Source organism: Streptomyces torulosus (assembly GCF_001419765.1).
GTDB lineage: Bacteria > Actinomycetota > Actinomycetes > Streptomycetales > Streptomycetaceae > Streptomyces > Streptomyces torulosus.
Genome location: NZ_LIRK01000580.1, coordinates 1 through 22,203, shown reverse-complemented (window position 1 = coordinate 22,203; position 22,203 = coordinate 1). Strand labels below are relative to the sequence as shown.

Sequence of the window (22,203 nt, the reverse complement as noted above, 5' to 3'; positions counted from 1 at the left end):
AAGGGACTCGTCGACGAGTCCGGGATCCAGCCAGAGGTCATCTTCGCGGCGCTCGTGGGCGCCATCCTCTGGAACCTGCTGACCTGGCTGGTGGGGCTCCCCTCCAGTTCCTCGCACGCCCTGATGGGCGGGCTGATCGGTGCCACGATCGCCTCGGTCGGCACGGGCGCCGTGCACGGGGACGTGCTCGTCACCAAGGTGCTGATCCCCGCCGTCGCGGCCCCGCTGGTCGCCGGCATCGCGGCGATGTTCGCGACGCGGTTGACGTACAAGCTCGGGCAGCACACGAGTGAGAAGGCCGCCGGCAAGGGCTACCGCGCCGGTCAGATCGCCTCCGCCGGTCTGGTCTCGCTGGCCCACGGCACGAACGACGCCCAGAAGACGATGGGCATCATCACCCTGGCCCTGGTCGCCGGCGGCGCTCTCGCGCCGGACTCCGACCCGCCGGTCTGGGTCATCGTCTCCGCCGGTATGGCCATCGCTCTCGGCACCTACCTGGGCGGCTGGCGCATCATCCGCACCATGGGCAAGGGCCTGACCGACCTCCAGCCGCAGCAGGGCTTCGCCGCCCAGACCAGCGCGGCGACGGTCATCCTGGCCTCCTCGCACCTGGGCTTCTCCCTCTCCACCACGCACTCGGTCTCCGGTGCGGTCATGGGCGCGGGCCTGGGCCGCAAGGGCGGCGTGGTGCGCTGGTCCACCGCCACCCGGATGTTCGTGGCGTGGGGCCTGACCCTGCCGGCCGCGGCGCTCGTCGCCGCGCTCGCCGAGTGGGTGACGTCCCACGGCACGTGGGGCACGGCCGTCGTCGCGGTCTTCCTCATCGCCTCCAGCGCCGCGATCTGGGTGATCTCGCGCCGTGAGGTGGTCGACCACACCAACGTGAACGACTCCGAGGAGCCCCCCGGCGTGGTGACCACGGCCATCGCCGCGGTGACCCCGCCGCCGACCGGCGCCGTGACCGAGGAACTCGCGGCGACGATCCCGGCCCCCGCGGCCGCGACGGTCGGCGCCGAGACCCCGACCGGCCCCTCCGCCCCCACACCGGCCGTCTGAGCCGGCGCCCCTAGGAAGACACCACCATGCACATCGACTGGGCAGCACTCGGCTCCGTCTTCGGAGTCAGCCTCGTGGTCACCGTGGCCCTCGTCGGCCTGTTCACCCTGGGGATCGTCGGCCTCTCCAAGCGGGAGACGGCGACCGCCTCCGGCGGCTCGGCCGCCCTCGCCACGACAGCGGCGTACGCCTGCTTCGCGGCGTGCGCGGCGGCGGTGGGCTACGGGATCTACCTGATCATGGCCTGAGGCCACACCCACCCACGGCCCGGGACCGCAGCCACTGAGGTCCGGCGCCGAAGGACACCCGTCCCGCCCACGGTGGGACACCGCGACGAACCCCCTGTGCCGGTCACCCCGGCACAGGGGGTTCGTCGTCTTCGTTCACGGCGTCCGGTGTCCGGGGTTCAGGCCCCACCAGAGGCCCGCTCCCGTGGCGACGAGGGTCGTCACCGCCATCCAGACGACGGCCCGCGCCTCCGTCCCCGGCACCCACAGCGAGGCGAGGGCGCCGACGCCGACGGCGAGCACCCCCGCCACCGTGCTGAACAGCACCAGCGGGGCGGCGGCCGTCACCAGCGTCCGCCGGTCCCACGACGCCCCCGTGCGCGCCTGCGTGGCCGTCTCGGTCCGGTCTTCCATCGCGTGCACCTCCCGTCCCCCGGACGGGTCTTCACGAGCCGTCCGCTCCCGGGTCCCCAAGCCCCGCCAGAAAACCACAGCACGCCGCGTGACGGAAGAAGAACAGAGCGTTCTGATGCCTGTTCGAGCGCACACGGGGCCGGGGCGCCGGGATAGAGCACGGAAAGCGCCGATTCGGGCGACTGACGCCGTTTCAGCGATGTGGGGCTCAGCACACCGCTGCGCCGCAGGTCAACAGCAAGTTGACGGGTCTTCCGGGGCCGTGGTGGACTGCCGGGGCCATCCACGACGGCAGGAGAGGAAGCCGGTGCGAGTCCGGCGCGGTCCCGCCACTGTCACCGGGGAAGAACCTTCCCCGGGAGCCAGGAACTCTCGTCGTCGGTCTCGTCGAACCAGGGCGTGGACACCCTGAGTGAGGACATATCGCCATGCGCGCCTGCCATGTGAGACTCAGCATCCGGTCCTTGCCCGACCCCGCGATCGGCTGAACGCGTGCGTGCCGATCGCGTCTTCGCGTACGGCGCCACCGCCGGACTCCTCGGTGACCTGCTGCTCGGCGATCCCCGCCGGGGGCATCCCGTCGCCGTGTTCGGACGGGCCGCGGGCGCCGTGGAGCGGGTGTTGTGGCGGGACCACCGGGGGTGGGGCGCGCTGCACACCGTGGTGTGCGCCGGAGGCGCCGTGGCGCTGGGGGCGGTGGCCGCCGCTGCGGCACGGCCGTCCCGTGCGGCGTCCGTCGCGCTGACCGGCGCGGCCACCTGGGCCGTCGTCGGGGGCACCTCCCTCGCGCGGGAGGCCCGCGCCGTGGGGCGGGCGTTGGAGGCCGGCGATGTCGAGGCCGCGCGGGACCGGCTGCCGCATCTGTGCGGACGGGACCCGCAGGCGCTGGACGCGGACGGGATCGCCCGGGCCGTGGTGGAGTCCGTCGCCGAGAACACCTCCGACGCCGTGGTCGGGGCGCTGGTGTGGGGGGCGTTGGGCGGCGTGCCCGGCCTGCTCGGGTTCCGCGCCGTCAACACACTGGACGCCATGGTCGGGCACAAGTCGCCGCGCCACCGGCGGTACGGGTGGGCGTCCGCCCGCCTCGACGACGTGGCGGGGTGGCCGGGGGCCCGGCTCACCGCCCTGCTGGCCGCCGCGGCCGGCGGGGACGCCCGGGGGGCCGTACGGGCCTGGCGGGCGGACGCGCGGAAGCATCCGAGCCCCAACGCGGGGCCCGTGGAGGCGTCGTTCGCCGGGGCGCTCGGCGTCCGGCTGGGAGGCACGTTGTCGTACGGGGGGCGGGTCGAGCACCGGCCCGTGCTGAACACGGAAGGGCGGGCCGTCACCGTGGGGGACATCGAGCGGGCCGTGCGGCTGTCGCGGCGCGTGAACTGGCTCGCGCTCGGCGTCAGCGCGGGCGCGTCACTGCTGCGGGGCCGCGTCGCGCGGGGCCCGGCACGGGAGTTCACGGGAGGCCGCTCCCGGCGGTCGAGGGGGGCGTCATGACGGGCGGCGGACTGCTGGTCGCTGGCACCACCTCCGACGCCGGCAAGAGCGTCGTCACCGCCGGGATCTGCCGGTGGCTGGTCCGACAGGGCGTCAAGGTCGCGCCGTTCAAGGCGCAGAACATGTCCCTCAACTCGTTCGTGACGCGGGAGGGCGCCGAGATCGGGCGGGCCCAGGCCATGCAGGCTCAGGCCTGCCGGGTGGAGCCGACGGCGCTGATGAACCCGGTGCTGCTCAAACCCGGTGGGGAGCAGAGCAGCCAGGTCGTGCTGCTCGGCAAGCCCGTCGGGGAGTTGAGCGCGCGGGGCTACCACGGGGGACGGCAGCAGCGGCTGCTGGGCACCGTGCTCGACTGTCTTGCCGAGTTGCGGGGCACGTATGACGCGGTGATCTGTGAAGGGGCCGGGAGTCCCGCCGAGATCAATCTCCGGCGGACCGACATCGTCAACATGGGGATCGCCCGCAACGCCGGGCTCCCCGTGCTCGTCGTCGGCGACATCGACCGCGGCGGCGTGTTCGCCTCGTTCTTCGGGACGGTGGCGCTGCTGTCGCCCGAGGACCAGGCGCACGTCGCCGGGTTCCTCGTCAACAAGTTCCGCGGGGACGTCTCCCTGCTGGAGCCGGGGCTCGACATGCTGCACGGGCTGACGGGGCGTCGGACGTACGGGGTGCTGCCGTTCCGGCACGGCCTCGGCATCGACGAGGAGGACGGCCTGCGGGTGTCCCTGCGCGGGACGGTCCGCGAGTCGAACGTGTCGCCGCCCGTCGGGCAGGACGTGCTGCGGGTCGCCGTCTGCGCGATCCCGCTGATGTCCAACTTCACCGACGTGGACGCCCTCGCCGCCGAACCCGGCGTCGTGGTGCGGTTCGTGGACCGGCCGGAGGAACTGGCCGACGCGGACCTCGTCGTCGTCCCCGGCACCCGCGGCACGGTACGGGCGCTGGAGTGGCTGCGTGAGCGGGGCCTCGCGGACGCGCTGCGGAGCAGGGCCGCCGCACACCGGCCCGTGCTCGGCATCTGTGGTGGCTTCCAGGTCCTCGGCGAGCACATCGAGGACGACGTCGAGAGCCGGCGGGGACACGTCGAGGGGCTCGGGATCCTGCCCGTACGGGTGCGGTTCGCGCGGGAGAAGACCCTCACCCGGCCGGAGGGCGAGGCCCTCGGGGAGCACGTCACGGGGTACGAGATCCATCACGGGGTCGCCGAGGTCCTCGGGGGCGAAGCGTTCTTCTCCGATGATCAGGGACACAGCCTGGACGGCTGCCGGGTCGGCCAGACCTGGGGCACGCACTGGCACGGGTCGCTGGAGTCGGACGGGTTCCGGCGGGCCTTCCTGCGCGAGGTGGCGGCCGCCGCGGGCCGTCGTTTCGTGCCGGCCGCCGACACGTCGTTCGCCGCGCTGCGCGAGGAGCAGCTGGACCGGCTCGGCGATCTGATCGAGGAACACGCGGACACGGACGCGCTGTGGCGGCTCATCGAGTCGGGCGCGCCGCAAGGACTGCCTTTCATTCCACCGGGAGCGCCCGCATGAGCACTGGCACTGTGTTGTTGTTGTCGACCGCCGACACGGATCTGCTGGCGGCCCGGGCCGCCGCCGGCGCCTCGTACCGGATCGGCAACCCGACCCGCGTCGACGTGAGGGACGAGCTGCCCGCTCTCCTCGACGGCGCGGACATCGCCGTCGTACGGCTGCTGGGCGGCAAGCGGGCCTGGGAGGACGGGCTCGCCGCGCTGAAGACCGCCGGTGTCCCGACCGTGCTGCTCGGCGGTGAGGCCGTGCCGGACGCCGAGCTGATGGCCGAGTCGTCGGTGCCGGCCGGTGTGGTCGCGGAGGCGCTCAAGTACCTCGTCGAGGGCGGGCCCGAGAACCTGACCGAGCTGGCCCGGTTCCTGTCCGACACCGTGCTGCTGACCGGCGAGGGGTTCGTCGAACCGCGGAAGATGCCCGAGTACGGCCGGCACGGGGAGCGCCCGCTCGTCGAGGGGCGGCCCACGGTCGGGGTGCTCTTCTACCGGGCGCACGAGCTGAGCGGCAACACCGCGTTCGTGGACACCCTGTGCGACGCGATCGAGGCGAAGGGCGCCAACGCCCTTCCCGTGTACTGCGGTTCGCTGCGCGGCGCCGACGCCGGGCTGTACGAGCTGCTCGCGAGGGCGGACGCGCTGGTCGCCACCGTCCTCGCCGCCGGCGGTACGCACGCCTCCGAGGCGTCGGCCGGCGGCGACGAGGAGGCGTGGGACATCGGCGCGCTCGCCGAGCTGAACATCCCCGTCCTCCAGGGCCTGTGCCTGACGTCGTCGCACGCCGCGTGGGACGAGTCGGACGCCGCCCTCTCCCCCATGGACGCGGCGATGCAGGTCGCGATCCCCGAGTTCGACGGACGGCTCATCACGGTGCCGTTCTCGTTCAAGGAGCAGGGTCCGGACGACGTGCCGGTGTACGTCGCCGACCCCGAGCGGGCCGCGCGCGTCGCCGGGATCGCCGTGCGGCACGCGGCGTTGAAGCACAAGCCGAACGCGGAGAAGAAGCTCGCGCTGGTCTTCACCGCCTACCCGACCAAGCACTCGCGCGTCGGCAACGCGGTGGGCCTCGACACGCCCGCCTCGGCGGTGCGGGTCCTCGACGCCCTCAAGGCGGCCGGGTACGGCGTCACCGCGTACCCCGACAACGGCGACGAGCTGATCCACCGGCTCATCGAGGCCGGCGGCCACGACGTGGAGTGGCTGACGGAGGAGCAGCTGGCGTCCGCGCCCGCGCGGGTGCCGCTCGCCGACTACCGGGCGTGGTTCGACAAGCTGGACCCGGAACTGCGGGACGGCATGCTTGAGGCGTGGGGCGAACCGCCGGGCTCGCTGTACGTCGACGGGGACGACATCGTGCTCGCCTCCCTCCAGTTCGGGAACGTCGTCGTGATGATCCAGCCGCCGCGCGGCTTCGGGGAGAACCCGATCGCGATCTACCACGACCCGGACATGCCGCCGTCGCACCACTACATGGCGGCGTACCGCTGGCTGGAGACAGCGACATCGGAGGGGGGCTTCGGCGCCGACGCGATCGTGCACATGGGCAAGCACGGCACGATGGAGTGGCTGCCGGGGAAGGGCCTCGGGCTGAGCGGGGGCTGCGCCCCGGACGCCGTGCTCGGCGATCTCCCCCTCGTCTACCCGTTCATCGTCAACGACCCCGGCGAGGGCACCCAGGCCAAGCGGCGCGGGCACGCCACCGTCGTCGACCACCTCGTACCGCCGATGGCGCGCGCCGACACCTACGGCGATCTGGCGAAGCTGGAGCAGCTGCTCGACGAGTACGCGCTGGTGTCCGACCTGGACCCGGCGAAGGCACCGGCCGTCCGGGCGCAGATCTGGACGCTGGTGAAGGCGGCCGAGCTCCACCACGACCTGCATGTGGACGAGCAGCCGGGCGACGACGACTTCGACGAGTTCGTCATGCACATCGACGGCTACCTGTGCGAGATCAAGGACGTGCAGATCCGCGACGGTCTGCATATCCTCGGCGGCGGACCGGTCGGTGAGCCGCGCGTCAACCTGGTGCTGGCGGTGCTGCGCGCCTCGCAGGTGTGGGGCGGGCAGGCGAACGCGCTGCCGGGGCTGCGGGCGTCGCTGGCCGCTCACTTCGGCCTGGTCGAGAAGGAGTTGCTGGCCGAGCCGGGCGCTCCGGTGAAGGTGCCGGTCGAGCTGAGCGACCTCGTGGAGGGCCCCGCCCGTACGGCGGCGGACGCCATCGACCTGCTTGAGCAGCTGTGCCGGCGGGTCGCGGAGGGCATGGAGGCACGGGACTGGGACGTCACCGTGGTCCCGGCGCTCGTGCGCGGCGTGCTCGGCACCGAACTGCCGGACGCCGTCGCGGTGCTGGAGTTCGCGTGCCGGGAGGTCGTGCCGCGGCTCGCCCGCACCACCGACGAGATCGGGCACATCCTCAAGGCCCTCGACGGCGGTTACGTCCCGGCGGGTCCGTCCGGTTCGCCGACGCGCGGCCTCGTCAACGTCCTGCCGACCGGCCGCAACTTCTACTCCGTCGACCCCAAGGCCATCCCGTCCCGGCTCAGCTGGGAGGTCGGGCAGTCGCTCGCCGACTCGCTGGTGCAGCGGTACCTCGCCGACACCGGGGAGTACCCGAAGTCCGTCGGGCTGACGGTGTGGGGCACGTCCGCGATGCGCACCCAGGGCGACGACATCGCCGAGATCCTGGCGCTGCTGGGCTGCCGTCCGGTGTGGGACGACGCGTCGCGCCGTGTGACCGGGTTCGACATCGTGCCGCTCGCGGAGCTGGGGCGGCCGCGCATCGACGTCACGGTGCGCATCTCCGGGTTCTTCCGGGACGCGTTCCCGCACGTCGTCGGACTGATCGACGACGCGGTACGGGCCGTGGCCGAGCTGGACGAGCCCGCCGAGCGGAACTTCGTCAAGGCGCACGCCGACGAGGACACCGCCGAGCACGGTGACCGGCGGCGGGCCACGGCCCGGGTCTTCGGCTCCAAGCCGGGCGCGTACGGCGCCGGGCTGCTGCCGCTGATCGACGCCCGCAACTGGCGCTCCGACGCGGACCTCGCCGAGGTGTACGCCGTCTGGGGCGGCTACGCGTACGGGCGCGGCCTCGACGGGCGGGCGGCGCGCGGGGACATGGAGACGGCGTTCAAGCGGATCGCGGTGGCGGCGAAGAACGTCGACACCCGCGAGCACGACCTCGTCGACGCCGACGACTACTTCCAGTACCACGGCGGCATGGTCGCCATGGTGCGCCATCTGACGGGCGCCTCCCCCGAGGCGTACGTGGGCGACTCCGCGACGCCCGACCAGGTGAAGACGCGCACGCTCGGCGAGGAGACGCACCGGGTGTTCCGCGCCCGCGTGGTCAACCCGCGCTGGATGGCGGCCATGCGGCGCCACGGCTACAAGGGCGCCTTCGAGATGGCGGCGACCGTCGACTACCTCTTCGGGTACGACGCGACGGCGGGCGTGGTCGACGACTGGATGTACGAGAAGCTCAGCGCGGAGTACGTCTTCGACGCGGAGAACCGGGACTTCATGAAGAAGTCCAACCCGTGGGCCCTGCGCGGGATCACCGAGCGGCTGCTCGAGGCCGCCGACCGCGGTCTGTGGGCCGAGCCCGACGCCGACACGCTGGAACGGCTGCGGGCCACCTACCTGGAGCTGGAAGGCGACCTGGAGGGCGACGACAAGTGAGTGTTCCGTTTCCGTTCACGGCCGTCGTCGGTCAGGACGACCTGCGGCTCGCACTGTTGCTGAACGCCGTGTCCCCGGCCGTCGGCGGGGTGCTGGTGCGCGGCGAGAAGGGCACCGCGAAGAGCACCGCCGTGCGGGCGCTGTCGGCGCTGCTGCCCGGGGTGGACGTCGTCGCCGGGTGCCGTTTCTCGTGCGACCCCGCGAAGCCGGACGCGGCGTGCCCGGACGGGCCGCACGAGCCGGGGCCGGGCACCACCCGTCCCTCCCGGATGGTCGAGCTGCCCGTCGGCGCGTCCGAGGACCGGCTCGTCGGCGCCCTCGACATCGAACGGGCGCTCGCCGAGGGCGTGAAGGCGTTCGAGCCGGGCCTCCTCGCCGACGCCCACCGCGGCATCCTCTACGTCGACGAGGTCAACCTCCTCCACGACCACCTCGTCGACCTGCTGCTGGACGCGGCGGCGATGGGTGCCTCGTACGTGGAGCGCGAGGGTGTCTCCGTACGGCACGCGGCGCGTTTCCTGCTCGTCGGGACCATGAACCCGGAGGAGGGCGAGCTGCGACCGCAGCTCCTCGACCGGTTCGGGCTGACCGTCGAGGTGGCCGCCTCGCGGGAGCCCGACCAGCGGGTGGAGGTCGTCCGGCGACGGCTCGCCTACGACGACGACCCGGCCGGGTTCGCCGCCCGCTGGGCGGACGAGGAGGCCGCGGTGCGTCAACGCATCGTCGCGGCACGGGAGTTGCTGCCGTCGGTGCGGCTGGGCGACGGGGCGCTGCGGCAGATCGCGGCGACCTGCGCGGCCTTCGAGGTGGACGGCATGCGGGCCGACATCGTCATGGCCCGGACGGCGACCGCACTGGCGGCGTGGGCCGGACGGACCGACGTGCTCGCGGAGGACGTACGGCAGGCGGCGCTGCTGGCGCTGCCGCACCGGCGGCGCCGCAACCCGTTCGACGCGCCGGGCCTCGACGAGGACAAGCTCGACGAGACGCTGGAGGAGTTCGGCGGGTCGTCCGAGGACGAGGACCCCGACCCCGGTCCGGACGGGCCCGGCGGTGGCGGGCAGCCGCCGTCGTCGGACCCGGAGGGGCCGCAGGGCGGGGACACCGGCGCGCGGCCCGAGGCCGGGGAGGGCGGGGAGCCGCAGCCCTCCGGCGCGGGTGCGGGCGAGCAGTCCGCCGTGCGGGCCGCCGAACCCTTCCGGACGAAGGTGCTGAGCGTGCCGGGCCTCGGTGAGGGCGCCGCCGGGCGGCGTTCGCGGGCCAGGACCGAGCACGGGCGCACCACCGGGGCGCGCCGTCCGCGCGGCACGCTGACCAAGCTGCACCTGGCGGCCACGGTCCAGGCCGCGGCGCCGCACCAGCGGGCGCGGGGGCGGTCCGGTCCGGGGCTCGTCGTACGGCGGGACGATCTGCGGCAGGCGACGCGGGAGGGGCGTGAGGGGAACCTCGTGCTGTTCGTCGTCGACGCGTCCGGGTCGATGGCGGCGCGGCAGCGGATGAGCGCCGTGAAGGGCGCCGTGCTGTCGCTGCTGCTGGACGCCTACCAGCGGCGGGACAAGGTGGGTCTGGTGACGTTCCGGGGGTCGGCGGCGGATGTGGCGCTGCCTCCGACGTCGTCGGTGGACGCGGCCGCGGCCCGGCTGGAGTCGCTGCCCACGGGCGGGCGGACGCCGCTGGCCGCCGGGTTGCTGCGGGCCCACGAGGTGCTGCGGGTGGAGCGGCTGCGGGACCCGGCACGGCGCGCGCTGGTCGTCGTGGTGACCGACGGGCGCGCCACGGGCGGGCCGGAGCCGGTGGCGCTGGCGGGGCGGGCGGCCCGGCTGTTCGCGGCCGGGGGTGTCGCCTCCGTGGTGGTGGACTGTGAGTCGGGGCCGGTGCGGCTGGGGCTCGCCGGGCAGCTCGCGGGTGAGCTGGGCGGTACGGCCGTGACGCTGGACGAGCTGCGGGCGGACTCCATCGCCGGGCTGGTCAGGGATGTGCAGGGGACTTCGAGGAGGGCCGCGTAATGCCGCAGGGACAGCCGAGTGTGGTGCCGGACGACGGGCTGACGACACGGCAGCGGCGCAACCGGCCGCTGGTCGTCGTGCACACCGGCATCGGGAAGGGCAAGTCCACCGCCGCGTTCGGGCTGGCGCTGCGGGCCTGGAACCAGGGCTGGCCGATCGGGGTGTTCCAGTTCGTCAAGTCGGCGAAGTGGAAGGTCGGCGAGGAGAACGCGCTGCGGGTGCTGGGCGCCAGCGGTGAGGGCGGCTCCGTCGACTGGCACAAGATGGGCGAGGGCTGGTCCTGGGTCCAGCGCGACGCGCAGATGGACAACGAGGAGAAGGCCCGCGAGGGCTGGGAGCAGGTCAAGCGGGACCTGGCGGCCGAGACGTACAAGCTGTATGTCCTCGACGAGTTCGCGTACCCCATGCACTGGGGGTGGGTCGACACCGACGAGGTCATCGACGTGCTGCGCGACCGGCCGGGGACCCAGCACGTGGTCATCACCGGGCGGAACGCGCCGGAGAAGCTGATCGACTTCGCGGACCTCGTGACCGACATGTCGAAGGTGAAGCACCCCATGGACGCGGGCCAGAAGGGCCAGCGGGGCATCGAGTGGTGATGTCGTCGTGAACTCCTCGTCGTCCGTCCCCCGGCTGGTCGTCGCCGCGCCCTCCTCCGGCAGCGGCAAGACCACCGTCGCCACAGGGTTGATGGCCGCGCTCACCGCGCGGGGGCTCGCCGTGTCCCCGCACAAGGTGGGGCCGGACTACATCGACCCCGGGTACCACGCGCTCGCCAGCGGGCGGGTGGGGCGCAACCTCGACGCGTACCTGTGCGGGCCGGAACTGATCGCGCCGCTGTTCGCCCACGGGGCGCGGGGGTGCGACCTGGCCGTCGTCGAGGGTGTGATGGGGATGTACGACGGGGCCGCCGGCGAGGGCGAGCTGGCGTCCACCGCGCACGTGGCCAAGCTGCTGCGGGCGCCGGTGGTGCTGGTCGTCGACGCGTCGTCGCAGTCGAGGTCGGTGGCGGCGCTGGTGCACGGCTTCGCGTCCTGGGACCCCGAGGTGCGGGTCGGGGGCGTGATCCTCAACAAGGTCGCCTCCGACCGGCACGAGGAACTGCTGCGGGAGGCGCTCGACTCGGCCGGCGTGCCGGTGCTCGGTGTGCTGCGGCGGGTGGCCCGGGTGGACACGCCGTCCCGCCATCTGGGGCTGGTGCCGGTCGCCGAGCGGCGGGCGGAGGCCGTGGAGGCGGTCGCGGCGATGGCCGCGCAGGTGGCCGCCGGATGCGACCTGGAGGCGTTGGTGGCGTTGGCGCGGAGCGCGGGGGCGCTGCCGGGCCCGGCGTGGGACCCGGCCGGGGCCCTCGGGCCGTCGCCGGAGGGCGGGGCGCGGGAAAGCGGGGCGCCGGAGGGTCGGGCGCAGGAAGGCGGGGCGCAGGCGGGTGAGGCGCAGGAAAGCGGGACGCCGGAAGGCAGCGCGCCGGTCGTCGCCGTCGCCGGCGGGCCAGCCTTCACCTTCTCCTACGCCGAACACGCCGAGCTGCTCACCGCCGCCGGGGCCGAGGTCGTGACCTTCGACCCGCTGCGGGACGAGCGGCTGCCCGAGGGGACCCGGGGGCTGGTCGTCGGGGGCGGGTTCCCCGAGGTGTACGGCGCCGAGCTGTCCGCCAACGAGGCGCTGCGCAAGGAGGTCGCCGAGCTGGCGCTGGGCGGGGCGCCCGTGGCGGCCGAATGCGCGGGGCTGCTGTATCTGTGCCGGGAGCTGGACGGGCGGCCCATGTGCGGGGTGCTCGACGCCACGGCCCGGATGGACGCGCGGCTGACACTCGGGTACCGGGACGCCGTGGCCCTCGGCGACAGCGTGCTGGCGCCCGTGGGGACGCGGATGCGGGGGCACGAGTTCCACCGGACGGTCGTCGAACCGGGCGCCGGGGCCGCTCCCGCATGGGGGATCCGCGGCGCTCAACGGCGGGTCGAAGGTTTTGTACAGCGCGGTGTGCACGCGAGCTATCTGCACACGCACTGGGCGTCCGAGCCCGGTGTCGCCCGTCGGTTCGTGGAGAGGTGCCGGACGTCATGAGCAGCAGGCTGATCGGAGTGGGGGTCGGCCCCGGCGACCCGGAGCTGGTGACCGTCAAGGGCGTCAACGCTCTACGGGACGCCGACGTCGTCGTCGTACCCGTCATGGACACCGGGGAGCGGGGGCGCGCCGAGGCGACCGTGCTGCACTACGTGGCCGCGGAGAAGATCGTCCGGGTCGTGTTCGCGCTCAACGAGCGGACCGACCGGGGGCGGCGCGAGGCCGCCTGGGACGCCGCCGGTGAGCGGGTCGCCGAGCTGCTGAAGGCCCACTCCGCCGTCGCGTTCGCCACCATCGGTGACCCCAACGTGTACTCGACGTTCACCTATCTCGCCCACACCATCGGCGAACTGGTGCCGGGGACCGACATCGAGACGGTGCCCGGGATCACCGCGATGCAGGACCTCGCCGCGCGCTCCGGTGCCGTGCTGACGGAGGGGACGGAGCCGCTCACGCTGGTGCCCGTGACGGCGGGGTCGGCCGTGCTGAAGGACGCCCTCGGCGGGCCGGGGACCGTGGTGGCCTACAAGTTCGGGCGGCAGGCGCAGGCCGTCGTCGAGGCACTGCGGGAGACGGGGCGGCTCCAGGACGCCGTGTGGGGGTCCGCGCTGGGCCTTCCCGAGGAGTCCATCCAGGCCGCCGACGCGCTCGACGGCGGCCCCCTGCCGTACCTGTCCACGCTGATCGCGCCCGCCCCGCGCGACGGCGGCCGCGGCGGCAAGCTGTGAGCGGAGCCCTCGGGTCGGGACGCTCACTCGGCCACGCCCACCACCAGCCAGATGAACGCCGCCCCGGCGATCGTGCACAGCAGTGTGGAGCGCGCCGGATGCGCGTGATGGGCCTCGGGGAGGATCTCGGCGGCCGCCAGGTACAGCAGAGCGCCGCCGAAGAAGCCGAGGTAGCAGCCGAGCGGGCCCTCGGGGATCGTGAACAGCAGCGTGGAGGCGGCGCCCAGGACCGGCGCCACCGCGTCCGCGACGAGCATGGTGATCGCCCGGCGGCGGGCGTTGCCGTACACGCTCGTCAGTGTGTACGTGTTGAAGCCGTCCGCGAAGTCGTGGGCGATCACCGCGAGCGCCACGGCGAGGCCCATGCCCTCGCCGACCTGGAAGGCGGCGCCGATGGCGACGCCGTCCATGGCGCTGTGGCCGACCATCGCGGCGGCCGCCGTGAGACCGACCTGCGGGGTGCGCCCGTCGTGCTCCTCCGCGCCGTGCGCCGCCTGACGGGCCGCCAGCAGGCGTTCCACCAGGTGGGCCGCGAGGAACCCGGCGACGAACAGCAGCAGCGCCGCCGGTACGCCGAACACCTCGTCCCCGGCGGCCTCCAGCGCCTCCGGCAGCAGGTCGAGGCCGACCACGCCCAGCATCAGTCCGCCGGCCAGACCCAGCACCAGGTGACGGCGGTCGGTGACCCGCCCGGCCGTCCAGCCGCCGATGAGCGTCATGAGGAACGCGCCGAGCGCCACGAACACCGCCATGGGTCCTTGCTACCGGAAGAGCCGGGCCGCCACCCCGCGGCACCCCGTGACGGCGGCCGAGTTCCGGAGCGGACCGACCCCGGCCCCGCGAGGCGCGACCGGAAGGGGCACCGTCCCGCACGGCCTTCGCGCCGCCTACATCGGTTGCGCTCCGCAGACCGGTCGCGCCCCGCACAGCGGTTGCGCCCCGTACCGCCTTCGCGCGCCGTACAGCCTTTGAGAGAGGAACGATGACTTCCATGGCCGATGCCCCCACCGGCAAGGTGACCTTCGTCGGTGCCGGACCCGGCGCCGCCGATCTGCTGACGTTCCGGGCCGCCCGGGCGATCGCGGAGGCGGACGTCGTGATCTGGGCGGCCAGCCTGGTGCAGGCCGAGGTGCTGGACCACGCCCGCGCGGAGGCGGAGATCCTCGACTCGGCCGCCATGTCCCTGGAGGACGTCGTCGCCGTGTACGAGCGGGCCCTCGCTGAGGGGTTGAAGGTCGCCCGGATCCACTCCGGTGACCCGGCGCTGTGGGGCGGCACCCAGGAGCAACTCGACCGGTGCCGTGCGCTGGGCATCGCGACCGAGGTCGTACCGGGCGTGTCGTCGTTCTCCGCCGTCGCCGCGCTCGCCCAGCGGGAGCTGACGATCCCGGAGGTCGCGCAGTCGGTGATCCTGACCCGGCTCGGCGGGGGCAAGACACCCATGCCGCCGGGCGAGGAGGTACGGGAGTTCGCGCGGCACGGCACGACGATGGCGATCTTCCTGTCGGCCGCGCGCAGCGGTCAGCTGGTGCGGGAGCTGCTGGAGGGCGGCTATCCGACCGGTACCCCGGTGGTCATCGCCTACCAGGCGACCTGGCCGGAGGAGCTGGTCGTGCGGTGCACCGTCGAGACACTGGAGGAGACCGTCAAGGAGCACAAGCTCTGGAAGCACACCCTGTTCCTGGTGGGCCCGGCCCTCGACGCGCAGGGCACCCGCTCGCACCTGTACCACCCCGGCCACTTCCACGGGTACCGCAAGGCCGACCCCGAGGCGCGCAAGGCGCTGCGGGAGGCGCGCGGCCGGGGCGGCACGCCGTGATCACCGTCATCGGTACGGGCACGGGGGCGCCCCTCCCCCCGGACGCCGCGGCCGTCCTGGCCGAGGCGGCGCTCGTCGTGGGCGGACGCCGGCATCTGGCGGCTGCCCCGCTCCCGGCGACGGCCGAGCAGGTCGTCCTCGGGCCGCTGGCGCCCGCCCTCCAGGTGATCGACAAGTACCGGGACCGGCGGGTCGTCGTTCTGGCCTCCGGCGACCCGGGGTTCTTCGGGATCGTGCGGGCGCTCGCCGAACGCTTCGGCGCCGGGGAGCTGGACGTCCGGCCGGGGGTGTCCTCGGTGGCCACCGCGTTCTCCCGGCTGGGGCTGCCCTGGGACGACGCGGTCGTGGTGAGCGCCCACGGGCGAGCGCTGCGCACCGCGCTGAACGTGTGCCGGGCCCGGCCGAAGACGGCGGTGCTGACCGGACCCGGCAGCGGGCCCGCCGAACTGGGGGCGGGGCTGCTGGACAGCCGGCGGACCCTCGTGGTGGCGTCCGCGCTGGGCGACCCTGAGCGTGAGCGGGTGGAGCGGGTGACACCGGCCGAGGCCGCCGCGCGCGACTGGGGTGCCGAGGTCAGCGTCGTGCTGTGCCTGGACGAGGCACACACCGTGTCCGCCGTGCGGACCGTCGCCGGGGCGCCGGCCGCTCCGGAGCGGTGGGCGCTGGACGAGGACGCGTTCGCGCACCGCGACTCGATGATCACCAAGTTCGAGGTGCGGGCCCTCGCGCTGGCCCGCCTCGGCCCCCGGCTCGGCGACCTGGTGTGGGACGTCGGCGCGGGCTCCGGCTCGGTGGCCGTGGAGTGCGCGCGGCTCGGCGCGGCCGTCACCGCCGTCGAGCGGACGGCGGACGGCGTCGAGCGGGTCCGCGCCAACGCCGCCGCGCACGGCGTCGACGTGCACGTGGTGCAGGGGGCCGCGCCGGACGCGCTGGCCGGGCTTCCGGACGACCCCGACTCCGTGTTCATCGGCGGCGGGGGGCGCGAACTGCCCGCGATCGTCAGCGCGTGCGCGCGGCGGGCCCGGCGGACCGTGGTGGTCGCCATGGCCGCGCTCGACCGGGTCCCCGCGGCCCGCGAGGCGCTCGTCGCGGCCGGGCTGACCTGTGACGGCGTCCTGCTGCAGGCGTCCCGGCTCGCGCCGCTGCCGGGGGACGTGACCCGGCTCGCGGCGACCAATCCCGTTTTCCTGCTGTGGGGCGTGAGGCCCCCGGCGCACTGTGAAGGAGTTGACCGGTGATCGGCCTGATCTCCGCGACCGCCGCGGGGGCCGTTGCCGCCCAGCGGCTCGCCTCGGCGTGGCCCGAGCGGACCCGTGTGTACGAGGGGCCCGTACGGGACGCCGTGGGGCGCGCGTTCGGCGAGTGCGAGCAGGTGGTGTGCTTCCTCGCCACGGGGGCCGTGGTGCGGCTGATCGCGCCGCTGCTGGGTGACAAGGGCACCGATCCGGGTGTCGTGTGCGTCGACGAGGCCGGGCGGTTCGCCGTGTCGCTGGTCGGCGGGCACGCGGGGGGCGCCAACGCGCTCGCCGTCGAGGTGGGCGAGGTACTCGGCGCCGAGCCCGTCGTGACCACGGCCACCGACGCGGTCGGGGTGCCCGGCCTGGACACGCTCGGGATGCCGGTCGAGGGGGACGTGGCCGGGGTCTCCCGGGCCCTGCTCGACGGGGAGAACGTGGAGCTGGACCTGGAGATCCCCTGGCCCCTGCCCGCGCTCCCGCCGAACGTACGGCGCCCGGCACCGGACGCGACGACCGAGCGCGGAGGACCGGCGATCGTCGTGACCGACCGCGTGCCGGCCGGTGGACGGGTGAGCGGGCCCGAGGAGACGCTCGGCGCCGACCGGGCGGGCCGGACGGAGGAGACGCTCACGGCCGGCCGCCCCCGAGGCGCGGGCGAACCGCTCGGCGCCCTCCCTCACCGCGGCGCCGGTGACGCGCGCGTGGTGCTCCGTCCGCCGTCCCTCGTGGTGGGTGTCGGGGCGTCCAGGGGCGCCCCCACCGACGAGGTGCTCGGGCTGATCGAGAGCGCCCTGCACGACGCCGGCCTCTCCCCCCGGTCCCTCGCCGAGCTCGCCACCGTCGACGCCAAGGCCGACGAACCCGGTCTCGTCGAGGCCGCCGCGCGTCTCGGTGTCCCGCTGGTCACGCACTCCGCCGAGGAGTTGGCCGCGGTCGAGGTGCCCAACCCGTCGGACGCGCCGCTCGCCGCCGTGGGCACCCCCTCCGTCGCGGAGGCCGCCGCACTCGTCGGCGGAGGTGAACTCCTCGTCCCCAAGCGGAAGTCGGAGCGGGCGGACGGCAAGCCCGCGATGGCGACCTGTGCCGTCGTACGGCGGCCGGCGCGGGGGCGGCTCGCGGTGGTGGGGCTCGGACCGGGCGCCCGGGACCTGCTGACGCCGCGCGCGAAGGCCGAACTGCGGCGGGCCTCCGTGCTCGTGGGGCTGGACCAGTACGTCGACCAGATCCGGGACCTGCTCCGGCCCGGCACCCGGATCCTGGAGTCCGGGCTGGGCGCGGAGGAGGAGCGGGCGCGGACCGCGGTCGCCGAGGCCCGCCGGGGGCAGGCCGTGGCGCTGATCGGGAGCGGCGACGCCGGTGTGTACGCCATGGCCTCGCCCGCGCTCGCCGAGGCGTCCGACGACATCGACGTGATCGGCGTGCCCGGGGTGACCGCCGCGCTCGCGGCCGCCGCGCTCCTCGGGGCGCCGCTCGGGCACGACCATGTGTCGATCAGCCTGTCCGACCTGCACACGCCGTGGGAGGTCATCGAGCGGCGGGTGCGGGCGGCGGCCGAGGCCGACATCGTGGTGACGTTCTACAACCCGCGCAGCCGGGGCCGCGACTGGCAGCTGCCGAAGGCCCTCGCCATCCTGGCCGGCCACCGTGAGCCGACGACGCCCGTCGGCGTCGTACGGAACGCCTCGAGGCCGGACGGGTCGCACCGGTTGACGACCCTGGCCGCGCTCGACCCGGCGACGGTCGACATGATGACCGTGGTGACCGTGGGCAACACGGCGACCCGTGAGATCGCGGGCCGCATGGTGACGCCGCGCGGCTACCGCTGGCAGGAGAACCCGGAGGGCGCCGAGTGAACCAGGTGCTCCACCCGACCGAGCCGTTTCGGCGACCGGCCGCCCACCGGCCCGCCTCGTACACCGAGGCGACCGTGACGGGCGGACCGGCGCCGGTCGCCGCGCCCGTCGCCCCGCAGTACCACCCCGTTCCAGACTCCGAGGAGAAATCGTGACCACCCCGCCGCCCGCCCTGCTCATCGCCGGTCATGGCACCCGGGACGATGCCGGAGCCGAGGCGTTCCGCGACTTCGTCCGGGAACTGGGGCGCCGCCACCCCGAACTGCCCGTCGCGGGCGGCTTCATCGAGCTGTCCCCGCCGCCGCTGGGCGAGGCCGTGGCCGACCTGGTGGAGCGGGGTGTGCGGCGGTTCGCCGCCGTCCCGCTGATGCTGGTGTCCGCCGGGCACGCCAAGGGTGACATCCCGGCGGCGCTGGCCCGCGAGAAGGAGCGGCACCCGGGGATCTCGTACACCTACGGCCGTCCGCTCGGCCCGCACCCGGCGCTGCTGAGCGTGCTGGAGCGGCGGCTGGACGAGGCGCTCGGGGGTGCGGGCCGCAGCCCCGAGGACCGTGCCGATGTGACGGTGCTGCTGGTGGGGCGCGGCTCGACCGACCCGGACGCCAACGCCGAGGTGTTCAAGGCGGCCCGGCTGCTGTGGGAGGGACGCGGCTACGCGGGCGTGGAGACGGCGTTCGTGTCGCTGGCGGCGCCGGACGTGCCGAGCGGTCTCGACCGGTGCGTGCGGCTGGGCGCCAAGCGGATCGTGGTGCTGCCGTACTTCCTGTTCACCGGCATCCTGCCGGACCGGGTACGGCAGCAGACCGAGGGCTGGGCTGCCGCGCACCCGGAGATCGAGGTACGGTCGGCCGATGTCATCGGTCCGGAACCGGAGTTGCTCGATCTGGTCATGGAGCGCTACCGGGAGGCCCTGGAGGGCGATCTGCGGATGAACTGCGACTCCTGCGTCTACCGGATCGCGCTGCCCGGGTTCGAGGACAAGGTGGGGATGCCGCAGCAGCCGCACTTCCACCCGGACGACGACGGGCACCACCACGGCCACCACCATCACGGGGGACACACGCACTCCCATGCACACTGAACACCGGAGCGGTTCCCGGCGTGCGGGACACGACCTGCGGCATCACGGTGACGCCGAGGTGCGGGACGACGGGGCCGGGCTCACCGACCTCGCCGTGAACGTGCGGGCCGGCACGCCGCCCGCCTGGCTGCGGGAGCGGATCGCCGGGTCGCTGACCGGGCTGGCCGCCTACCCCGACGGTCGGTCCGCCCGGGCGGCGGTGGCCGCCCGGCACGGGCTGCCCGCCGAGCGGGTGCTGCTCACGGCGGGCGCCGCCGAGGCGTTCGTGCTGCTGGCGCGGGCGCTGAGGGTCCGTCGGCCGGTCGTGGTGCACCCGCAGTTCACGGAGCCGGAGGCGGCGCTGCGGGACGCCGGGCACAGCGTGGACCGGGTGCTGCTGCGGGCGTCGGACGGCTTCCGGCTGGACCCGGAGGCCGTGCCCGAGGACGCGGACCTGGTCGTCGTCGGCAACCCCACCAACCCGACGTCGGTGCTGCACCCGGCGGGGGCGATCACACGGCTGGCCCGCCCCGGGCGGACGCTGGTGGTGGACGAGGCGTTCATGGACGCGGTGCCGGGCGAGCGGGAGGCGCTGGCCGGGCGGACGGACGTGCCCGGTCTGGTGGTGCTGCGCAGCCTCACCAAGACGTGGGGCCTGGCAGGGTTGCGGATCGGCTATGTCCTCGCCGCACCGGAGACGATCGAGGAGCTGGAGCGGGCGCAGCCGCTGTGGCCGGTGTCCACGCCGGCGCTCGCGGCGGCCGAGGCGTGCGTGTCCGAGCGGGCGCTGGCGGAGGCGGCCGACGCGGCCTGTCGCGTCGCCGCCGACCGGGCCCATCTGGTGGCGGGGCTCAAGGAGTTCGCCCCGGACGGCCTGACCGTCGCCGAGCCCGCCGAGGGGCCGTTCGTCCTCGTCAGCCTGGATCGCGCGCCGGCCGTGCGCCGCCATCTGCGGACCCTGGGTTTCGCGGTGCGCCGGGGCGACACCTTCCCCGGCCTGGACGAGAACTGGCTGCGGCTGGCGGTCCGTGACCGTACGACGGTCAACAGCTTCCTCCAGGCGCTGGACCAGGCGATGACGCTGGCGGACCGTTGAGCGGAGGGGGCTCGACGGTCCGCCGGCGGATCCTGCGGGGCGGGTGCTACCGGGTCAGCACTGCGAGCTGTGCTTGCAGTGGAGCTTCACGCCCATCTTGTGGCTGAAGTCCTGCCACTTGCCGCGGGCGAAGGACTTGTTGACGCCGTCGGGCACGCTCGGCTTGGCGACGTAGGCCCAGACGTGGAGCATCAGGTACCCGGTGTTCTTCTCGTTGTAGAACTGGAAGTACACCTTGGAGCCGGCGCCGTCGAAGTGGCCCTTCTGCGCGACGAAGTACCAGCCGTTCGCCACGCCCTTCGAGTAGAACTTGACGGGCGCGTTCTTGCAGCCGAAGGGACCTGCCGCGCAGGCCTTCAGCTTGATCAGCTGGCCTTCCTTGGGGTACTTCTTCGGCGCGTTCTTGACCGGGAACGTGCAGTTGAAGCACTTCTTGAGTTCCTGGATGGCCTCGCTGGGCTTCCAGGGCCGCCCGATGTACTTGGCGTTGTTGGGCTTGACGTGGAGGCGCCAGTCGTAGAGCTTGCGGAGCTTGACGGCGGCCGCGGCCGTCGTGTCCTGCTGGGCGGCCGTCGTCTCGGCCTTCTTGGCGACCGGGGCGCCACTGTGGGCGGACGCGGCGCCGGCGGGGGCGAGGACGGCGAGCATGGCGGCCCCCGCGACCGCCAGGTTCGACAGTCTGCGGAGAAGAGGGGAATGGTTGGGCACGGAAGCCTCCCTGGTGCTGGACGGAACATTCGGGACGGGCGTGCGGTGCGCAACCAACCTAGGGAGCGGGCGAGTTCCCGGAAATTGTCCCTTCGGCCACTGCCCTTGAGGTCCTGGTCCTGTCCCGCGCACGCCCGCCCGACCGCCGTCGCCGCCGGGCGGACCGGCGTTCCCGGGGGAAGCGTGTGTCAGGCGGTGATCGTGCCGTTCAGCACGACCCGCAGGGGCGCCGCCAGGGCGCGGACGTCGTCGCGGGGGTCCTCGGCGTAGACGACCAGGTCCGCCGGGGCGCCCTCCTCCAGGCCGGGGCGGCCGAGCCAGGTCCGGGCGTCCCAGGTGGTCGCGGCGAGGGCCCGGAGCGGGGGGATGCCGGCCTTGACCAGTTCGGCCACCTCGTCGGCGACCAGGCCGTGCGGGAGGCTGCCGCCGGCGTCGGTGCCGACGAAGACCGGGATACCGGCGTCGTAGGCGTTGCGGACGGTGTCGTAGCGGCGGTCGTACAGGTTCCTCATGTGGGCGGACCAGACGGGGAACCGGGCCTCGCCGCCCTCGGCGAGCTTCGGGAACGTGGCGATGTTGACCAGGGTGGGGACGATCGCGACGCCGCGGGAGGCGAACAGCGGGATCAGGTCGTCGGTGAGGCCCGTGGCGTGTTCGACGCAGTCGATGCCCGCCTCGACGAGGTCGCGCAGCGAGGACTCGGCGAAGCAGTGGGCCGTGACGCGGGCACCCAGGCGGTGGGCCTCGGCGATCGCCGCCTCGACGGCGCCGCGCGGCCAGCACGCCGCCAGGTCGCCCACCTCGCGGTCGATCCAGTCGCCGACCAGCTTCACCCAGCCGTCACCGCGCCGGGCCTCCCGGCCGACGTACGCGACGAGGTCGTCCGGCTCGATCTCGTGGGCGTAGCCACGGATGTAGCGGCGGGTACGGGCGATGTGCCGGCCGGCGCGGATGATCTTCGGGAGGTCGTCGCGGTCGTCGACCCAGCGGGTGTCGGACGGGGAGCCCGCGTCGCGGATCAGGAGGGTGCCGGCGTCGCGGTCGGTCAGGGCCTGCTTCTCCGCGGTGCCGGCGTCGACCGGCCCGTGCGCGCCGAGGCCGACATGGCAGTGGGCGTCGACGAGACCGGGGAGCGCCCACCCCTCCACCGTCCGCACGTCCCGCGCGGCGGCGGGACGGTCGTAGGAGACCCGGCCGTCCACGACCCACAGCTCGTCCCGGACGTCGTCGGGCCCGACGA

19 protein-coding genes and 1 riboswitch are annotated in these 22,203 nt (G+C 74.2%); of the genes, 15 read left to right on the top strand and 4 right to left on the bottom strand.

Features of this window, described 5'->3' with window-relative positions:
- Together AOK23_RS34000 and AOK23_RS33995 are read left to right on the top strand one after the other, a co-directional pair.
- On the top strand, positions 1-1,056 hold a 1,056-nt coding region (locus AOK23_RS34000; protein WP_055716386.1), incomplete at its 5' end, for an inorganic phosphate transporter.
- A gap of 26 nt (positions 1,057-1,082) precedes the next feature.
- Positions 1,083-1,304 (top strand): hypothetical protein, encoded by a 222-nt coding sequence (locus AOK23_RS33995; protein ID WP_055716385.1) that lies wholly within the window; start codon positions 1,083-1,085, stop codon positions 1,302-1,304.
- Between the two features lie 135 nt (positions 1,305-1,439).
- Here AOK23_RS33995 and AOK23_RS33990 read toward each other — a convergent pair whose 3' ends face one another.
- Positions 1,440-1,697 carry a hypothetical protein gene (locus tag AOK23_RS33990; RefSeq protein WP_055716384.1) on the bottom strand — a complete coding sequence of 86 codons (258 nt, stop codon included), beginning with the start codon at positions 1,695-1,697 and terminating at the stop codon, positions 1,440-1,442.
- 249 nt (positions 1,698-1,946) lie between these two features.
- A riboswitch (cobalamin riboswitch) is annotated at positions 1,947-2,089 on the top strand.
- Between the two features lie 100 nt (positions 2,090-2,189).
- Between AOK23_RS33990 and AOK23_RS33985 the strand changes: the two genes are divergently transcribed.
- From AOK23_RS33985 to cobI, 7 genes are read left to right on the top strand one after another with little or no spacing between them, the layout of a single operon-like run.
- Positions 2,190-3,185: a cobalamin biosynthesis protein gene (locus AOK23_RS33985; protein WP_055716383.1), complete on the top strand. Its 996-nt coding sequence runs from the start codon at positions 2,190-2,192 to the stop codon at positions 3,183-3,185.
- Complete coding sequence (locus AOK23_RS33980; RefSeq protein WP_055716382.1) at positions 3,182-4,717, top strand: cobyric acid synthase; 1,536 nt, start codon at positions 3,182-3,184, stop codon at positions 4,715-4,717. Before AOK23_RS33985 ends, AOK23_RS33980 begins: the two co-directional genes overlap by 4 nt.
- Positions 4,714-8,391: a cobaltochelatase subunit CobN gene (gene cobN / locus AOK23_RS33975; RefSeq protein ID WP_055716381.1), complete on the top strand. Its 3,678-nt coding sequence runs from the start codon at positions 4,714-4,716 to the stop codon at positions 8,389-8,391. Before AOK23_RS33980 ends, cobN begins: the two co-directional genes overlap by 4 nt.
- Entirely contained in the window at positions 8,388-10,397 is a 2,010-nt protein-coding gene (locus tag AOK23_RS33970; protein ID WP_055716380.1) for a putative cobaltochelatase, read from the top strand. Before cobN ends, AOK23_RS33970 begins: the two co-directional genes overlap by 4 nt.
- On the top strand, positions 10,397-10,996 hold the full coding sequence (gene cobO / locus AOK23_RS33965) for a cob(I)yrinic acid a,c-diamide adenosyltransferase (RefSeq protein WP_055716379.1): 600 nt from the start codon (positions 10,397-10,399) through the stop codon (positions 10,994-10,996). The genes AOK23_RS33970 and cobO overlap by 1 nt, the downstream gene beginning before the upstream one ends.
- A gap of 7 nt (positions 10,997-11,003) precedes the next feature.
- Complete coding sequence (locus AOK23_RS33960) at positions 11,004-12,461, top strand: cobyrinic acid a,c-diamide synthase CobB (RefSeq protein ID WP_055716378.1); 1,458 nt, start codon at positions 11,004-11,006, stop codon at positions 12,459-12,461.
- Positions 12,458-13,189, top strand: coding sequence for a precorrin-2 C(20)-methyltransferase (gene cobI / locus AOK23_RS33955; protein ID WP_055716387.1), 732 nt, complete (start codon positions 12,458-12,460; stop codon positions 13,187-13,189). The genes AOK23_RS33960 and cobI overlap by 4 nt, the downstream gene beginning before the upstream one ends.
- A 23-nt stretch (positions 13,190-13,212) precedes the next feature.
- On the opposite strand, the gene AOK23_RS33950 is transcribed toward cobI, so the two are convergent.
- Entirely contained in the window at positions 13,213-13,941 is a 729-nt protein-coding gene (locus AOK23_RS33950; protein WP_055716377.1) for a ZIP family metal transporter, read from the bottom strand.
- Between the two features lie 239 nt (positions 13,942-14,180).
- Between AOK23_RS33950 and cobM the strand changes: the two genes are divergently transcribed.
- The 6 genes from cobM to cobC are packed head-to-tail and all read left to right on the top strand — an operon-like array spanning position 14,181 to position 20,255.
- Complete coding sequence (gene cobM / locus AOK23_RS33945) at positions 14,181-15,008, top strand: precorrin-4 C(11)-methyltransferase (RefSeq protein ID WP_055716376.1); 828 nt, start codon at positions 14,181-14,183, stop codon at positions 15,006-15,008.
- Positions 15,005-16,246: a bifunctional cobalt-precorrin-7 (C(5))-methyltransferase/cobalt-precorrin-6B (C(15))-methyltransferase gene (locus AOK23_RS33940; protein ID WP_055716375.1), complete on the top strand. Its 1,242-nt coding sequence runs from the start codon at positions 15,005-15,007 to the stop codon at positions 16,244-16,246. Before cobM ends, AOK23_RS33940 begins: the two co-directional genes overlap by 4 nt.
- Complete coding sequence (gene cobJ / locus AOK23_RS33935) at positions 16,243-18,099, top strand: precorrin-3B C(17)-methyltransferase (RefSeq protein ID WP_055716374.1); 1,857 nt, start codon at positions 16,243-16,245, stop codon at positions 18,097-18,099. Before AOK23_RS33940 ends, cobJ begins: the two co-directional genes overlap by 4 nt.
- The gene (locus tag AOK23_RS48205; protein WP_157878231.1) at positions 18,096-18,254 is read left to right on the top strand and encodes a hypothetical protein; all 159 of its coding nucleotides are present in this window, start codon (positions 18,096-18,098) and stop codon (positions 18,252-18,254) included. The genes cobJ and AOK23_RS48205 overlap by 4 nt, the downstream gene beginning before the upstream one ends.
- A complete protein-coding gene (locus AOK23_RS33930; protein ID WP_055716373.1) occupies positions 18,251-19,180 on the top strand; it encodes a sirohydrochlorin chelatase in 930 nt (309 codons plus the stop codon). Before AOK23_RS48205 ends, AOK23_RS33930 begins: the two co-directional genes overlap by 4 nt.
- Positions 19,170-20,255, top strand: a complete 1,086-nt coding sequence (gene cobC / locus AOK23_RS33925) for an Rv2231c family histidinol phosphate aminotransferase CobC (RefSeq protein WP_055716372.1) — start codon at positions 19,170-19,172, stop codon at positions 20,253-20,255. Before AOK23_RS33930 ends, cobC begins: the two co-directional genes overlap by 11 nt.
- 54 nt (positions 20,256-20,309) lie before the next feature.
- Here the strand turns inward: cobC and AOK23_RS33920 are convergent, their stop codons facing one another.
- Positions 20,310-20,963, bottom strand: a complete 654-nt coding sequence (locus AOK23_RS33920; protein WP_055716371.1) for a hypothetical protein — start codon at positions 20,961-20,963, stop codon at positions 20,310-20,312.
- 188 nt (positions 20,964-21,151) lie between these two features.
- A partial coding sequence (locus tag AOK23_RS33915; RefSeq protein WP_055716370.1) for an amidohydrolase family protein occupies positions 21,152-22,203 on the bottom strand: 1,052 nt, incomplete at its 5' end.